The 16,135-nt window shown below is 65.4% G+C and carries 14 protein-coding genes; all 14 read left to right on the top strand.

From position 1 onward, the window contains the following. On the top strand, window positions 1–1,184 hold a 1,184-nt coding region (locus QF819_10565), incomplete at its 5' end, for a sulfatase-like hydrolase/transferase (GenBank protein ID MDP6803593.1). A 33-nt stretch (window positions 1,185–1,217) separates the two neighbouring features. After that, window positions 1,218–2,513 carry an aspartate aminotransferase family protein gene (locus QF819_10560; GenBank protein ID MDP6803592.1) on the top strand — a complete coding sequence of 432 codons (1,296 nt, stop codon included), beginning with the start codon at window positions 1,218–1,220 and terminating at the stop codon, window positions 2,511–2,513. A 159-nt stretch (window positions 2,514–2,672) separates the two neighbouring features. Further along, window positions 2,673–3,839, top strand: coding sequence for a pyridoxal phosphate-dependent aminotransferase (locus QF819_10555; protein MDP6803591.1), 1,167 nt, complete (start codon window positions 2,673–2,675; stop codon window positions 3,837–3,839). 11 nt (window positions 3,840–3,850) lie between these two features. Beyond that, window positions 3,851–4,702: a selenium cofactor biosynthesis protein YqeC gene (gene yqeC / locus QF819_10550; GenBank protein MDP6803590.1), complete on the top strand. Its 852-nt coding sequence runs from the start codon at window positions 3,851–3,853 to the stop codon at window positions 4,700–4,702. Window positions 4,703–4,736: 34 nt separating this feature from the next. Then, window positions 4,737–5,687 carry a carbamate kinase gene (arcC, locus tag QF819_10545; GenBank protein ID MDP6803589.1) on the top strand — a complete coding sequence of 317 codons (951 nt, stop codon included), beginning with the start codon at window positions 4,737–4,739 and terminating at the stop codon, window positions 5,685–5,687. Further along, window positions 5,684–7,066, top strand: coding sequence for a 5'-deoxyadenosine deaminase (locus QF819_10540; GenBank protein ID MDP6803588.1), 1,383 nt, complete (start codon window positions 5,684–5,686; stop codon window positions 7,064–7,066). Before arcC ends, QF819_10540 begins: the two co-directional genes overlap by 4 nt. Continuing rightward, window positions 7,027–8,079 (top strand): BMP family ABC transporter substrate-binding protein, encoded by a 1,053-nt coding sequence (locus QF819_10535; GenBank protein ID MDP6803587.1) that lies wholly within the window; start codon window positions 7,027–7,029, stop codon window positions 8,077–8,079. Before QF819_10540 ends, QF819_10535 begins: the two co-directional genes overlap by 40 nt. Further along, window positions 8,076–8,840, top strand: a complete 765-nt coding sequence (locus QF819_10530; GenBank protein MDP6803586.1) for a glycosyltransferase family 2 protein — start codon at window positions 8,076–8,078, stop codon at window positions 8,838–8,840. The genes QF819_10535 and QF819_10530 overlap by 4 nt, the downstream gene beginning before the upstream one ends. A 20-nt stretch (window positions 8,841–8,860) precedes the next feature. Further along, window positions 8,861–10,366 carry an ABC transporter ATP-binding protein gene (locus QF819_10525; protein MDP6803585.1) on the top strand — a complete coding sequence of 502 codons (1,506 nt, stop codon included), beginning with the start codon at window positions 8,861–8,863 and terminating at the stop codon, window positions 10,364–10,366. Then, entirely contained in the window at window positions 10,350–11,426 is a 1,077-nt protein-coding gene (locus QF819_10520) for an ABC transporter permease (protein MDP6803584.1), read from the top strand. Before QF819_10525 ends, QF819_10520 begins: the two co-directional genes overlap by 17 nt. Then, the gene (locus QF819_10515; GenBank protein ID MDP6803583.1) at window positions 11,423–12,295 is read left to right on the top strand and encodes an ABC transporter permease; all 873 of its coding nucleotides are present in this window, start codon (window positions 11,423–11,425) and stop codon (window positions 12,293–12,295) included. Before QF819_10520 ends, QF819_10515 begins: the two co-directional genes overlap by 4 nt. Then, window positions 12,292–13,686, top strand: a complete 1,395-nt coding sequence (locus tag QF819_10510; GenBank protein MDP6803582.1) for an alkaline phosphatase — start codon at window positions 12,292–12,294, stop codon at window positions 13,684–13,686. Before QF819_10515 ends, QF819_10510 begins: the two co-directional genes overlap by 4 nt. 38 nt (window positions 13,687–13,724) lie before the next feature. After that, window positions 13,725–15,029 carry a hypothetical protein gene (locus QF819_10505; protein ID MDP6803581.1) on the top strand — a complete coding sequence of 435 codons (1,305 nt, stop codon included), beginning with the start codon at window positions 13,725–13,727 and terminating at the stop codon, window positions 15,027–15,029. Window positions 15,030–15,209: 180 nt separating this feature from the next. Continuing rightward, a partial coding sequence (locus QF819_10500; protein ID MDP6803580.1) for a hypothetical protein occupies window positions 15,210–16,135 on the top strand: 926 nt, incomplete at its 3' end.

Below are 16,135 nucleotides of genomic sequence, written 5' to 3'. Positions count from 1 at the left end.
GTTTCTTCCGGGGGGGGATGCAGTTCTGCCGCGCCTACTCTCCCTCACCCACCACCCTTGCGTCGCACACTTCCATGCTCACCGGCCTGTGGCCCACCACGCACGGCGTGCCGCGGAACGGGTGGTATGTGCCGGAGGATGTCGAGACGCTGGCGGAGATTCTCCGCGAGTCGGGGTTTTCGACCGGAGCGTTTGTGTCCAGCGCCGCCCTCGATCGCTCACTGAATCTCGGGCAGGGATTCGATCCGTACGACTCTCGAACGGTGCGGGATGTGCCGCTCGATCAGGGGTGGCGGCCTGCCGCGGAGACGCTGCCACCGGCCCGCGAATGGTGGGCGAAGCGCGAAGGGCGCGCGTTCCTGTGGGTGCATCTCTTCGAGCCGCACTTCCCGTACGAACCGAACTCCGTGGACCTTGCGCTCCGTGCCACCGGATACTCCGGCCCGGCGAACGGGTCCATGGAGTTTCTCCGCGCAGCGTGGGATGATCCGTCGCTTCTGGACGGTGGCGGGACGCGGCATGTCGCGTCGCTCTACCTGGCGGAGATCGACGGGCTGGACCGCGAGATCGGCGGTTTCCTCCGGGAGCTGGAACTCGAAGAGAGCGTCATGGTGGTGCTGACCTCGGATCACGGGGAGAGCCTCGGTGAACGGGGGCTGCCCTTCCGGCACGGTCCGTCCGTCTTCGATCAGGATGTCCGCGTTCCGCTGCTGGTGCGCGGGAGTCCGAACTTCGGCGCGGGCCTTGCCGACGCCATGGTACGGACGATCGATGTCCCCGCGGCCATCCTCGGGGAACTTCAGGTCGAGTGGAGTCGTCCGGAAGAAGCGGGGAATCTCGCCGACTGGACGCGGGGTGGAAGCGGGCTGCCGGTCTTCGGGGTTGCGTCGATGCCCTGGGACGCCGAGAGAGAAGGAGAGTACGCCAACCTTCGCAAGCCGCGGGTGGCGCGAAGCCCGGAAGCGGCGGTGTTTGTGGTCCCGGGCGCGAGGCAGCGGGGCTGGACGGATCCGAGGACGGACCCGGGGGAACTGCAGTATCAGGCACTGCCTCCCGCCGGGGAGCCGGTGCGTCTGTTCGAGGAACTGGAACGCTGGATTGCGGACGCGAGAGTCGTCCCGCCGGAGGGGCCGCTGGATCCGGAAGTAGAAGACCGCCTGCGCTCCATCGGTTATGTGGACTGAACGGAATCATCGGGAAACCATCGGAGAGGAACCATGACCGAACAGGGACGCCGTCTTGCGGAGAGGAAGGCCGAGAGAATCCTCCCCTGTGTGAAGCACTACTACGAAGACCCCATGGTGGTGGCCGAAGGGAAAATGCAGCACCTGCGCGACGAAGAAGGGCGCGAGTACCTGGACTTCTTCGCGGGGATCTTGACCGTGCAGGTCGGGCACTGCAATGAGGCCGTGAACAAGGCGGTCGTCGATCAGGTGGGACGGCTCCAGCACACATCCACCGTCTATCTGACGGAACCGGTGCTGGACCTTGCGGACAAGATGGCGGAGATCACGCCCGACGGGCTGGAGAAGAGCTTCTTCGCGAACTCCGGTACGGAAGCGAACGACACCGCGCTCCTGCTTGCGAAGCTCGCTACCGGGAAGGACGACATAGTCGCGCTCCGGCACGCCTATCACGGACGAAGCCAGGTTGCGATCGGAGTGACCGGTCTGTCGTCGTGGAGGCTTCCCACCTCCGCGCCGCACAACACGCTCTTCGCCCAGAACGCGTACTGCTATCGCTGTCCGCTCGGGCGGGAATACCCGTCGTGCGAAGTCCGATGCGCCCGCGATCTGGAGGATGTGATCGACACGCAGACCCACGGGAGCGTGGCCGCGCTGATCGCGGAGCCCATCCAGGGCGTGGGCGGGTTCATCACCCCCCCGCCGGAGTACTTCCCCATGCTCCGCGAAATCCTCGACCGCAAGGGCGGGCTCTTTATCGCGGATGAGGTCCAGACTGGATTCGGACGCACGGGAACGCATATGTTCGGGATTGAACACTGGGGCGTGAAGCCGGACATCATGACCTTCGCAAAGGGAATGGCGAACGGCTTCCCGATGGGAGCGCTGATCGCGCGAACGGAGATTGCGGACGCGTACTCGGGGAACAATGTCTGCACCTTCGGCGGGAATCCCGTTTCTTCCCGGGCGGCTCTCGCGACGATTGCGGAAGTGGAAGACCGCGGGCTTCCCGCACGCGTCGCGGAACTGGGTGCGCGGTTCTCTGAGGGCCTGGAGGAACTGGCCGATCGGTTCCCGATGATTGGCGAGGTCCGGGGCAAGGGGCTGATGATTGCGGTCGAGCTGGTTCGTGATCCTCAGACGAAGGAACCCGCTGTCGCCGAGACGGGGCGCATCATGGAAGCGGCGAAGGACGAAGGGCTTCTCGTGGGGCGGGGAGGCGGGTACGGCAATGTGCTGCGACTGACGCCGCCTCTGATCGTGGAGGAGTCGGACATCGATCAGGCACTCCAGTGTCTGAGGAGCGCCTTCGACACCGTGGCGGGGTAGAGATCGAGGGCACCCGGCTCCGGTTGCCGCGAGGATCGCAGGAGTGGTATCTTCGCCGACGGCGCAGACTTGCCAACGCGGTGCCGATGTCCCGTCACGCTGCATTCGGGCAGGAGGGCGGGCGACCGGGACCGGGATGAGCCCACAGAAGGGGGAGAAATGAAGCGCATTGCGGAGCGAATGAACGGACTGGGAACGGAGACGGCCTTCGAAGTGCTGGCGCGGGCCCGCAAGATCGAGGCCACAGGGAAAGAGGTCATCCATCTGGAGATCGGGGAACCGGATTTCGATACGCCGTCCAATGTGATCGCCGCAGGCGTGAGTGCCATGCAGTCCGGGTGGACGCACTACGGTCCGTCCGCAGGGCTTCCCGAAGCCCGCGAGGCCATCGCGGAGACTTTCTCGAATGATCGTGGCGTCCCGGTCGACGCGGATCGCATCGTGATCACACCGGGCGCGAAGCCGATTCTCTTCTATTCCGTGCTGGCTCTCGTGAATCCCGGAGATGAAGTCATCTACCCGGACCCGGGGTTCCCGATCTATGAATCGGTCATCTCCTTCTTCGGTGCCCGCCCGGTTCCTCTTCCGCTTCGCGAAGATCGGGAGTTCACCTTTGACATCGCGGATCTGGAAGCGCGGATCACAGACCGCACACGGATGCTGATCATCAACTCGCCGCACAATCCCTGCGGGTCCATGCTGTCCTCTTCGGACCTGGAGGCCATTGCTCAGCTTGCTGAGAAGCATGACTTCTGGGTGCTTGCCGACGAAGTCTATTCGCGGATCGTCTACGAAGAGCCGCATGATTCGATCATCCGCTTCCCGGGGATGGCGGACCGGACGATCGTCGTGGAGGGGTATTCCAAGACTTACGCAATGACGGGATGGCGCCTCGGGTATGGCGTCATGCCGCAGGATCTGGTGCCGCATCTGGCCCGACTCATGACGAACTCCAACTCGTGCACGGCCAGCTTTACGCAGCTTGCCGGAATCGAGGCTCTTCGCGGGCCGCAGGACGAAGCGGAGGCGATGGTGGCGGAGTTCCGTCGGCGTCGGGACCGGATCGTCGAGGGGTTGAATGCGATTCCCGGGATCACCTGCGTGAAGCCCAAGGGAGCGTTCTACGTCTTCCCGAATATCACCGGGACGGGTGTCCCGGCTTCGGAACTTCAGCATCGACTGTTGGAAGAGGCGGGCGTGGCAGCGCTGGCTGGCACTTCGTTCGGCCCGGAGGGTGAAGGGTATCTCCGGCTGTCCTACGCCAACTCGCTGGAGAACATCGACAAGGCGCTGGACAAGATGGCGGGACTGTTGCAGGGAGTCTGACCGGAGGACGCATGGACTATCTCACTCTGACCGAAGGCCTCGGCATTCCGTCGCGTTCGGTCGTGGCGCTGGTGGGTGGTGGCGGGAAGACGACGACCCTCCGACGCCTTTGTCTGGAGTGCGGACAGGAGGGACGCCGGGTGCTCGCCACGACCACCACGCGCATGAAGATGGAGGACCTCTCCGATATGCGGGATGTTCTCTTCTGGGATGAGAAAGATCCGATGGGGCAGACATGGACCGCATGGGAGTCGCGCTCCTCGGCGTCGGGAAAACGGTGGATTGACCGGGCTCTCGCGGGTGCGGAGGCAGAGGCCGGACTACCCGCCACTTTTCTCGGTCGATCCATCATGCGCGACAAGATCATCGGTCTTCCGGCGGACCACCTCGGCGAACTTCTGGGAAGGCTCAGTTGGGACCATGTGGTGGTCGAAGCGGACGGGAGCCGGGGGAAGTCGGTCAAGGGGCACCGCCTCGGTGAGCCCGCGTTTCCGCTGTGCGCGACGCACTGCGTGATCGTTCTTGGAGCGGATGCGTTGGGAGTCACACTGAACGACGACCATGTTCATCGCCCGGAGATTGTGCAGGACCTTCTCGGATTGCCCTGGGGTGCTCCCATCACCGCGGAGAAGGCTGCGGAACTTCTTTCCCATCCGCGGGGGATTCTCGGGAAGATCCCGGGAGATGTAGAGGTTCTGGTCTATGTGAACAAGGCTCCGATGGGACCGGCTCGTGAGGCCGTGAAGGAGTTTGCCCGCATCCTTCTCTCGAAGTGCGGGCTGCGAATCCGGCGTGTCGCGGTCGGGGACAATCGCCAGGGCGGCCCGGTGGAAGTCCACGGTCCGCCTGCCGCCGAGGCCTGACCCCCGGCGGGGAGACGGGAGAGTGGGCCGCGCCATGGAACTTATCGCACTGGGTGGAAACGCCATCCTCCCCGCGAACGGGCTCGGGACCATCGACGCACAGATGGAAGTGGCCCGCCGCGTCATGGGAGATGTTGCGGAACGGATTGCCTCCGGGGCCGGCGTGATCCTGTCGCATGGCAACGGACCGATCGTGGGGAACATCGTCCTTCGGAACGAAGCCGTGCGCGACCGGATCCCCCCCATGCCGCTCGATGTCTGCGGAGCGGACTCGCAGGGCGGCATCGGGTACATGCTGCAACAGGTGCTCCAGAACGAACTGGTGCGGCGCGGCATGAAGCGACCCGTGGCGTCGGTGGTGACGCAGTGTGTCGTGGACCCGGACGATCCCGCCTTCGCGGATCCCACCAAACCGATCGGGCCGTTCTACACCGGGGAGGAAGCCGCGAAGCAGGCGGTGGAGCGCGGCTGGGACATCGTGGAGGATTCCGGAAGAGGGCATCGTCGCGTGGTGCCGTCTCCCAGGCCGCTGGAGATCGTGGAGTCGGAGGCCATTCTCTCGCTGGTGGAGGCGGGTGCGGTTGTGATCGCCGCCGGGGGCGGTGGGATTCCGGTGGTGCGTCGGAGTGACGGCAGCCTGGAGGGCGTGGAAGCGGTCATCGACAAGGATCGCGCCTCCGCCGTGCTGGCCCGTCAAGTGGGCGCGGATCGTCTGGTCATCGTTACGAGCGTTCCCGAAGTGCTTCTGGACTTCGGCAAGGCGTCCGCTCGCCCGCTGCGGACCGTCACGCTTTCCGAAGCGAAGGCCCACCACGCCGAGGGGCAGTTCCCCCCCGGCAGCATGGGTCCGAAGATGGAGGCGGCGGTGGAGTTCGTGGAGTCCGGCGGAGGAGAGGCGCTGATCACGGACCCGCCCGGTCTCCTCGATGCGATCGCCGGGAAGGCGGGCACGAGAATCGTGCCGGATGCGGAGGATGCCTCGTGACGGCCACTCTCCTGCGGGGTGCGGCGCGGATACTGTGCGGAGGGCCGGACTGGGAGGAGTCGACGGGCGACCTTCTGGTCGTCGACGGCCGAATCCGGCGTGTGGGCGGCGACCTCGCGGAGGAAGCCCCGGCAGATGCGCGCCGGGTGGACGCATCCGGGCTGACGCTGATGCCGGGCCTCGTGCAGACGCATGTCCATCTCTGCCAGACCCTCTTTCGCGGGCTTGCCGAAGACCGCACGCTCCTGCCGTGGTTGCGGGAGCGGATCTGGCCGCTCGAAGCCGCGCATGATCCCGCGAGTCTGCGGGCCTCCGCGCGGTTGTCCGTACTGGAACTCCTTCTCGGCGGGACGACCACCGTGCTCGACATGGGGACCACGCATCACTACGAAGAAGTCTTCACGGTGCTGGAGGAGACCGGCATCCGGGCGTTCGGCGGGAAGGCCATGATGGACGATGGCGAAGGCGTACCCGCCGGTCTTCTGGAGACCACGCTGGACTCTCTTCGCGAGAGTTTTGACCTGGCGGAGAAGTGGGACGGCGCGGCGGGAGGCCGGTTGAGGTATGCGTTTGCGCCGCGCTTCGTACTGTCATGCACGGACGAGCTCCTCCGCGAAGTCGTGTCGCTGGCTGGAGGAAAGTACCTTCTCCATACGCACGCCTCGGAAGGCGAGCGGGAGTGCCGCGCCGTGGAGGAGATGAAGGGGCGCCGCAATGTGTGCTTCTTCGATGACATCGGCTTCCTCGGAAAGGGGACCGTTCTTGCGCACTGCGTCTGGCTGGACGAGGAGGAAGTGACCGTTCTTGCACGGTCCGGGTCGCGTGCCGTGCACTGTCCCGGCACCAACCTGAAGCTGGGTTCCGGCGTGCAGCCCGCACACCGTCTGCGGGAAGCGGGTGTCCATCTTTCGCTGGGGTGTGACGGGGCTCCCGCCAACAACCGGCTGGATGGATTCTCGGAGATGCGCGCCGCCGCTCTCCTGTCGTCGTGGACAGCGGGCCCGGGCAGGCTCTCCGCCCGCGATGTCCTCACGATGGCCACCCTCGGCGGCGCGGAAGCGCTGGGGATGGACGACCGCGTCGGTCGCCTGGCGCCGGGCATGGAGGCGGATGTCATTGCGGTGGATCTGAATACGGCCCACGCTTCGCCGGTCACGGATCCCGTGACGGCGCTGGTGTATTCGGCGCAGGCGTCTGATGTGCGGCTCGTCCTGGTGGCCGGAGAGCTGCTTGTGGAAGATGGAGCCCCGTGCCGTCTGGACCGCGCGGCCGTGCTCACCGACGCCAACCGATGTGCCGCCACGCTGCTCGAACGAGCGGCTCCCGAACTGCCGGGGTGGTGCGCATCGTCGTCCTTCGCTTCCCGAAAAGGAGTCTGATTGTGAAAGTGACCATGGCCGTGCTGGCGGTGCTTGCCGTGCTGCTTCCCGGGTGCGGTGGAGGCTCGGGCGGCGGAGAGTCCGGGGATTCCGCCTTTCGTGTGGGAATGGTGTTCGATGTCGGAGGGAAGGGAGATCGCTCCTTCAACGATTCCGCATTCGAAGGCATGGATCGGGCCCGCCGGGAACTGGGGATCGTGGCATCCGAGTTCGAACCCAGCGGGGACTCGGACCGGGAGGTCGGTCTTCGCAAGCTGGCGGCTCACGGTTACGAGGTCGTCGTTGGCGTGGGCTTCCTGTTCACCGACTCCATTCGTTCCGTGGCGACGGACTTTCCAGAAACGCACTTCGTTCTGGTCGACGGGTATATCGAAGACATGCCCAATGTCGTGTCACTGGTCTTCCGGGAAAACGAGGGTTCGTTTCTCGTGGGGGCGCTGGCGGCGATGGCTTCCAAGACGGGGGTGGTGGGTTTTGTCGGCGGGATGGACATTCCGCTGATTCACAAGTTTGAAGCGGGATACGCCGCGGGGGCGCAACGCGTGAATCCCGACGCTCGGGTTCTCGTGGGGTACGCGGGTGTTCGCCCGGAGGCGTTTACCGATCCGGTGCGCGGAAAGGAGATTGCGCTCTCCCAGTTCCGGCAGCGTGCGGATGTCGTTTTCCATGCGGCGGGCGTCACCGGGCTGGGAGTGATTGAGGCTGCGCGCGAGAAAGGTCTCTTCGCGATCGGTGTGGACGCGAATCAGAACGATGTCGCGCCGGGGACGGTCCTGACCTCCATGATCAAGCGTGTCGACAACGCGGTCTACCGGGCCATCCTGGCGTCGCATTCCGGGGAGTTTCGGGGTGGCCTCCTGGAACTGGGGCTGGCGGAAGGCGGGGTCGGTTACTCGGTGGATGAACACAATCGCCATCTCCTCACACCGGAAATGCTCGAGGTGATACAAGCTCTTTCGGACTCCGTGATTGCCGGCGAGATCGAGATTCCCGTGGAGACCGGGCGTTCGTGAATCCGCCGACCGTCTCCGTATGCATGATTGCCCAGAATGAAGGAGGGCGGATCGGCAAGGCGGTCGAGTCCGTGCGCTGGGCGGACGAGGTGGTGGTCATCGACGGAGGGAGTACGGACGGGACCGTGGAGGAAGCTCGCGGGGCGGGGGCGAAGGTGCTGGAGATCCCCTGGCCGGGGAACTTCGCGGAGCAGATTGTGCGGTCCGTGGATGCGACGACGGGAGAGTGGGTCTTTCGACTCGATGCGGATGAAGTGGTGACCGGGGAACTGGCGCGCCAGATCCGCAGCACCGTCGAGAAGCCGGATGCCGTGGATGGATATCGTGTGCGTCGAAGGAACCGGTTCCTGGGTCGGTGGATTCGCCATGGGGGCTGGTGGCCGGATCCGCAGCTTCGTCTGGTTCGGAGGGAATGTGTCTGCGTGCGGGGAGCACCCGGGCATGAGACGCTGCACATGGATGGCGTGCCGGGGAATCTGACCGGCGCTCTGGAACACGACACCCACCCGACGCTGGCCGCTTCGTTCTCCCGCGTTGCGCGTTATTCGGAGCACCTGGGGCCGGACCGCGCCCGTCGGAAACGGATTCGCCCGGTTCATCTTGTGGCACATCCCGCAGCGGCCTTCCTTCGGAAGTTCGTGGTTCAGTCCGGATGGCGCGACGGGGTCCACGGGTTTCTCATTGCGGGGATCCACTCCATGGTGAAGTTCGCCGTGTACGCAAGGGCGTGGGACATTCAGCGAGAGGAGTCCTCGCGGTGAATGCGCCGGCATCCTTCTCCATGCGTGGGATGGTGAAGCACTACCCCGGCGTGACCGCCGTGGATGGAGTGGATCTGGAGTGCGGCGCGGGAGAGATCCACGCCATTGCCGGAGAGAACGGCGCCGGCAAGTCGACACTGATGCGGATTCTTTACGGGATGACTCGCCCGGACGGGGGCGAGATGGAAGTGAATGGTAAGTCCCACGCTCCTGCCGGGCCACGCGACGCACTGACGAGCGGCGTCGGAATGGTCCACCAGCACTTCATGCTGATTCCCCCGTTTACGGTTCTGGAGAACGCCATACTGGGCGAAGAACCGAGGCGCGGCGGCGTCCGGATCGATCGGGAGCGTGCCCGCGCGGAACTCCTGGCGACGGCGGAGGCTTACGGCATGGACCTGGATCCGGATGCGCCCGTGGAGGATCTCTCGGTCGGGGAGCGTCAGCGTCTGGAGATCATCAAGGTTCTCATGCGCGGCGCGCGTGTTCTCATTCTCGACGAGCCGACCGCGGTGCTTGTGCCCTCGGAAGTGCGCGCACTCATGGAAACGCTCCGGTCGCTGGCCGCGGATGGCGCGTCCATCGTCTTCATCACGCATCGACTGCGCGAAGTGCTGGAACTGGCGGATCGCGTGACCGTGATGCGTGCGGGGCGCGTGGTTGGCGTACGCGACGCGGCCTCCTCTTCCGAGCGGGATCTCGCGAAACTCATGGTCGGGCGGGAACCCGCGCCGCCGGACGGGACGCCAAGACAGGCTCCCGGGGAGCCGGTGCTTACCCTCCGCTCGGTGGGCGAAAAGGGAGGCCGGGCGGCGGGCCGTCTTCGGGATGTGAGCTTTGATGTGCGTGCGGGAGAGATCCTCGGCATTGCGGGAGTGGAAGGCAACGGACAGCGCGAACTGACGGAGATTCTCGGGGGGTTGCGGCCCTTTGCCGGGGAAGTCCATCTGGGCGGAGAGAGCATCGCGGGGGTCTCTCCCGGCGAGATCCGCCGGATGGGGCTGGCCCATGTTCCGGAGGATCGCGTGCTCGGGGGGCTGGTGGGTCCGATGACGGTGGGCGAAAACCTGATTCTCGGACGCGAGGCCCAGGGGCGGTTCCGCAGCGGACTGTCGCTTCATCCGGGGCGGATCAAAGAGTACGCGGAGTCGAGAATCCGCACGTTCGACATTCGTCCCGCGGATCCGGGAGTGAAGGCGGAGTCGTTGTCGGGCGGGAATCAACAGAAGGTGGTCTTTGCGCGGGAGGCGGAGGGTGAGCCGCGGATTCTGGTGGCGGCACATCCGACCCGTGGCGTGGATGTCGGAGCAATGGAGGCCATCCACCGGGAGATCCTGGCGCTTCGGGATGCGGGAGTGGGGATCCTGCTGGTGAGCGCGGACCTGTCGGAAGTGCTCATGCTGTCGGACAGGATCGTCGTCCTCTACACCGGTCTGATCGCGAAGGAGTTCCGGCGTGGGGAAGCGGACGAAGAGTCGCTGGGAGTGGTGATGACGGGAGGCACGCTGGATGACCAGGTCGCTTAGAGGGCTGATCTCCCCGCTGCTTGCGGTGGCCGGGGCTGCCGTGCTGGGCGGGATTCTCGCCGTCGTGATCGGAGAGAACCCGCTCCGCGCTGCGCAGGTCCTTGCCGAAGGGCTGACCACACCCGACGGACTCGGGAATGTGCTGTTCAACGCCACGGCGCTGACGCTGACCGGATTGTCGGTGGCGTTTGCATTCCGCGCGGGGCTCTTCAACATCGGGGCGGAGGGTCAGTTGGTGGTGGGAGCTTTTGCGGCTTCCATCACGGCCTTGCATCTTCCGGGAGCGCCGCGGTTCCTGCTCGTTCCTCTGTGCATTCTTGCCGCGGCGGCTGCGGGCGCGGTCTGGGGAGCCATCCCGGGACTTCTCCGTGCGCGCCTGGGCGTTCATGAAGTCATCAATACGATCATGATGAACTTCATCGCATCGGGCCTGACCGGGTATCTGACGGTCCACATCTTCAAGGAACCCGGCCAGATGATCCCGCAGACCTCAGTCCTGCCAGAGGCCGCGTGGATCCCGCGTCTGGGAGACCTCCCGCTTGTCGGGAGGCTCGTCCCGGCGTCCAGCCCCGCGAACTCCGCGCTTTTTCTGGCGCTGGGAGCGGCCGGGGTGGTCGCGTGGGTTCTCTACCGCACGCCGCTGGGATTCCGGGTGCGGGCCATCGGGCAGGGGGAACGCGCGGCGCAGACCTCCGGGGTGCCGACGGGGATGACTCTCGTGGCGGCCATGGCGGTGGCCGGGGCACTGGCCGGACTGGCGGGGGTGAACGAGGCGCTGGGGTTCCGGCATCGCTACCTCGACAACTTCTCGTCGGGAGTCGGCTTTCTCGGAATTGCCGTGGCGCTGCTCGGGCGCGTGCGCGTGGCGGGTGTCGTGGCGGCGGCGCTTCTCTTCGGAGTGTTGAATGCGGGAGCGGTGGAGATTGATCTGTTCACCGGGATTCCTCAGGAACTGATGCTGGTGGTGCAGGCAGGCATTCTCCTGTTTGTGGTCGCTGGAGATGAAGTTTCCCGAAGACTGATCGCGCGGCGCGCCCGGCGAAAGGCGGAGAGCTCATGATCCTGGACGCGGGGACATGGGCCTCGGCCGTTCGCATGGCGACTCCGCTTCTCTTTGCGGCGATGGGTGGCGTCCTGTCTGAACGGGCGGGTGTGGTGAACATTGCGCTGGAAGGGAAACTCCTTGCCGGGGCCTTTGCCGCGGCGATTGTCGCGGGTGCCACGGGAAACCCATGGGCGGGGGTCGTTGCCGCGGCCGGCGCGGGGGCGCTGGTGGGCGTGGTGCACGCCTTTGCGGGAGTCATTTTGCGCGGAGACCAGATTGTCGTGGGGGTGGCGCTCAATCTGCTGGTCGTCGGGCTCACGCAGTTCCTGATGGATGTGCTCTTCGGATCCTCCGCGAACACTCCCCTGGTCACCGGTTTTGACGCTTCGGGGCCGGGCGGGTTCACGCCTCTCGTCTATCTGGCGATCTGCCTGCCACCTCTGGTCCTGGTTCTCCTGAATCAGACTCCCTTCGGTCTGCGCCTGCGCGCGTGCGGCGAGCATCCACAGACGGCGGAGTCGCTGGGAGTGGATCCGGCGCGAACTCGCTTCGCGGCGGTGGTGCTGGCCGGGGCGCTGGCGGGAATGGGTGGCGCTTTTCTGGCGCTGGAGACGCACCAGTTTGTGAAGAACATGTCCGCGGGCCGCGGTTTCATTGCGCTGGCGGCCGTGATCTTCGGCAAGTGGAAACCCCTGCCGGTTGCGGGGGCCTGCCTCTTCTTCGGGCTGGCGGAGGCTCTGCAGATCCGCCTTCAGGGACTCGGCATCCCGACCCAGTTTGTGCAGATGCTCCCGTATGTGCTCACCATGATTGCATTGGCCGGTTTTGTGGGGAGGTCGCGCCCACCGGCATCACTTGGCAAACCGCTGGAGACAGATCGATGACACGATTGGCATGGACTCTGATGCTGCTCATCCTGGCGTCGTGCGCCGGGTTTTCCGGAGAGTCGGATGTTCCCGGGCGGCCGCCCAATGTCGTTCTCCTCGTCGGAGATGGCTTTGGTGTGGGCGCATGGTCGCTGGGTCGCGCGGTCGCGGAGGCACGCGGGGAGTCGCTGGCGTTTTCGACTGCGGAAACCGTGGGGTTCCTGGATACCCGTCCGGCCGGGGCTCGCGTCACGGACTCCGCCGCCGCAGCAACGGCGTGGTCGCTGGGGATGCTTGCGCCGGTCTATTCGATCGGGATCCCGGCGGGGGAGGATTCGTCCGAAGTGCTCTTCGAGACGCTGGGTCGAGCAGGACGAGCGTGCGGGTTTGTCACAACGGCGCGCGTCACTCACGCGACTCCGGGCCCCTTCTACGCGCGCGTCGATCATCGGGGCCGCGAGAACGACATGGCCGCCCAACTGGTGAAGGCGGGGTTCACGGTGGCGCTCGGGGGAGGGGCGCGGCACTTCCGGGGCGAAGAGGCGGGAGGGCGTCGTCAGGACCAGCGGGATCTCATCGCGGAAGCGCGCGTGGCGGGCGTGGCGGTCGTGGAGGATCTGCATGAGGCCCTGCCGACGGATCGCCCGGTGCTGGGGCTCCTCGCGGATTCGCACTTGCCGCATAGCCTCGACTCTTCGGAGGCGGACCCCGATCTCGCGGAGATGTGCGTGGCTGCGATCGAACGGCTGCGGGCGTCGGGAACTCCGTGGTTCCTGCTGGCCGAGGAAGCGCATGTGGACATCGCTTGCCATGAACACGACGGAGCGGGAGTTGCGGCGAATGTGCTTCGGCTGGATCGTGCGCTTCGAGCGGTGCTCGGCACGGTGGATCTGGACTCCACGCTTGTGCTCGTGGTGGCGGATCACGCAACGGACTCCCCGACGCTGATGGAGTATGCCGCTCCGGAGAGCTTGAGCGTGGTGACGATGTCGGTGGCGCGTATGGAGGCGGAGGTTTTCGGTGGCGAATCATGGGAAGGGACGCCGGCGGCGCTGGAAGCGGCGGCCCTGCCGGTCATTGACCGTGGGGCGCGGCACACCGGGCTCCGGGCGGCGGATCTGGACCGGTTGATCACCGGAGAGAGTCATTACGACAGAAAGACGGCTCTGGGCGGCATTCTGTCCGGGCGATTCGGGATCTCCTTCATCCCGTATGAAGACCATCTGCGTTCTACCCGCGTTCACGGGCACACGGGAGAACCGGTGCCGGTGCGGGCCTGGGGGGTTCGCGCGGGGGAAGCGAGGGGAATCCGCACGCACGATCTCTTCGGGCAGTGGCTTCGGGATGTTCTGGGTGTGGCCTGGCCCAGGGCGCGCACTTCGATTGACACGGAGCACAGCCCCGGCTAGCCTCCGTCCTTCTCTTTCCGCGCTCCGGAGGTTTTCCGATGGCTCACCGACTTGCGAGTCTTGCCGTACTCCCGTTCCTTCTCCTCGTGGCATCCTGCAGCGGGCCGGAGGAGTCCGTCTTCGATCCGTCCGCAGATACGACGGCGCCGTCTCTGGTTTCTTTCGAAGTGATGACGGCCACGGATCAGCAGGCGTATGCCATCTGGAGTTCGGACGAACCCGTGAAGGCGGTGCTGGACTACGGAGCGGCAGCGGATGAGCTTCACCGCCATTCGTATTCGCAGTCGGAGGAGTTTGCGGTCGCGGGTGTCGTAAAGCTCGTCGCGGCGGCGTCGGATGCGGAGTACGCGTATCTTCTGCGCATGCGGGATCGCGCCGGGAATGAGGCCTCCATGAACCTGGATGGCGGCACCTTCCAGACCGGCACGGTGGCGGAAGAAGACCTCTTCGTCCTGGCGATGATCGATGTCGGGTGGGGAGACGCACTCTTCATGGAGGCTCCGGACGGAACGCGGACGCTGGTGGATGCCGGACATCCGGAAGATGCCGTGGAGGTGCGTGAGTTCCTGCAGTGGTGGGGCGTGTCGTATCTGGACTTCGCGTCGATGAGCCATGTGCACAACGATCACATCGGCGGATTCTACGGGGACAGCTATCAGGACATCGTCGGGATTCTCGCGGACTTCCCGGTGGGCACCTTTCTGGACATCACGGACAAGACGCTGACGAATGGCCCCTACGAAGATCTGCTGGAAGCCATGGCCGCGCGGCCCCCGGAGGTGGGGCATCGCTTCAAGGAGTGGGGCGCGTCCAGCATCTCGGATCCGGATCTTCAGTGGGGTGCCGGCGTGCGGGTGGACCTCTTGTCCGCGGGGCGCAAGGAGTTCCTGATCCCGGACTATGCGGCGCAGGAAGAGGCGGGGAGCGTGATCAACAACGACTCCATGGTCTACCGCGTGCAGTACGGGGACTTCGCCGCCATTCTGATGGGAGATGCGGAGTTTGCGTCCGAGCAGTTCCTGATGAACCACTATTCCCAGGAGTTCCTCGATGTGGACATCCTGAAACTCGGACACCACGGATCGAACGACTCAAACAGCGAACGCTATATCGACTTCATTCGGCCCACGGTGGGCCTGATTACGAATGCGATCAGCGAAAACGGCGGCGTGGAGCACGCGTATGTGCTGGGTCGTCTTCGCAATCGGGGCATTGATTACTACGCCTCGGATCGTGTCATTCCGAATCGGGATCGGGCGCTCTCCGGCGTTCGCGGAGATGTCATTGTCTACACCGACGGATCCGGATTCACCGTGGTCGCAAGGGATGTTCGCTTCGAGTAAGAGTCGCGCCGGAGACTACTGCCAGCATTGCGCGGGATGCGTTTGAATCCGCAAGCAGAAGTGCCATTTCCCCAGTATCCGCAAGGTGTTCAGGCCGCGCGGCCCTGACCCCTCCTGACAGAGATGCGCCCCTCATTGTGGTAAGATGGGCGCTGTCTCTTCAATTGGCGGGAATGCATCTTGGAACTCCGCATCGTTGTCGCACCCCTTCTGGGGCTTCTTCTGCTGTGCCCTCAGCCACCGGCGCGCGCGGGAGGGAGTTTCGCGGAGGACTTTCAGACGGTCCTCTATCGGGACTCTCTGGAGACCTCCGCCGAGTGGGATGTGCAGAAGGGCGAACTCCGTCTGCACAGCCGCGTTCCGTTTCTGGCGGGGAGTTCCCCATCCTCCGACAATGCGCTGGCCGTCGCGCTGGCCGGGGATTTTGCGTGTGTGGCGGGGTACGCGGCGGGCCTTCTGATCGCCGATGTGTCCGATCCCGGGAGTCCGGTGTGGGTGGGGGCGCTGGCGTCGGGGCATGTCTATCGGGGAGTGGCCGTCTCGGGGGATCGTGCGTGTCTCTCCCGGCAGTTTCTGGGCGTGGAGGTCGTGGACATCGCCGACCCGGCGAATCCTGTGCTCCTGGGATCGGTGGATACGCCCGGCATCGCGTACGGCGGCCTGGCAATGGGGTTGGGTCGCGTGTTTCTGGCGGACGGAAGCTCCGGGCTCTCGGTGGTGGACCTCACCGACCCGGCGAATCCTCTACTGACCGCGACGCTGTCTCTCCCGGGTTGGGCGACGGATGTCGTACTGTCCGGGACTCGGGCGTTCGTGGCGGTTCGTGAGGCGGGTGTCGTGGAGGTCGATGTCTCCAATCCCGACACGCCGGTGGCCGGTGGTGTGCTCTTCACCGGCGGGGAAGCGGTGGGGGTGGACGCGAACGGTGACCTGGCCGTGGTCGCGGACCTGACCGCGGGTCTTGTCACGCTGGACATCTCCACAGTCGGCGCGCCGGTGATCTCCGGAACCCACCCGGGATCGGACCTCATGTTCGATGTTTCGCTCGCGGGAGACCGTGCCTATGTGGCCAGCTACGGAGCGGGAATGCGGGTCTACGACCTGAC

It is taken from the genome of Gemmatimonadota bacterium (assembly GCA_030747075.1).
Taxonomy (GTDB): domain Bacteria; phylum ARS69; class ARS69; order ARS69; family ARS69; genus ARS69.
Note: the sequence above shows the minus strand (reverse complement) of the source record. Positions and strands in the feature narration are given on the sequence as shown.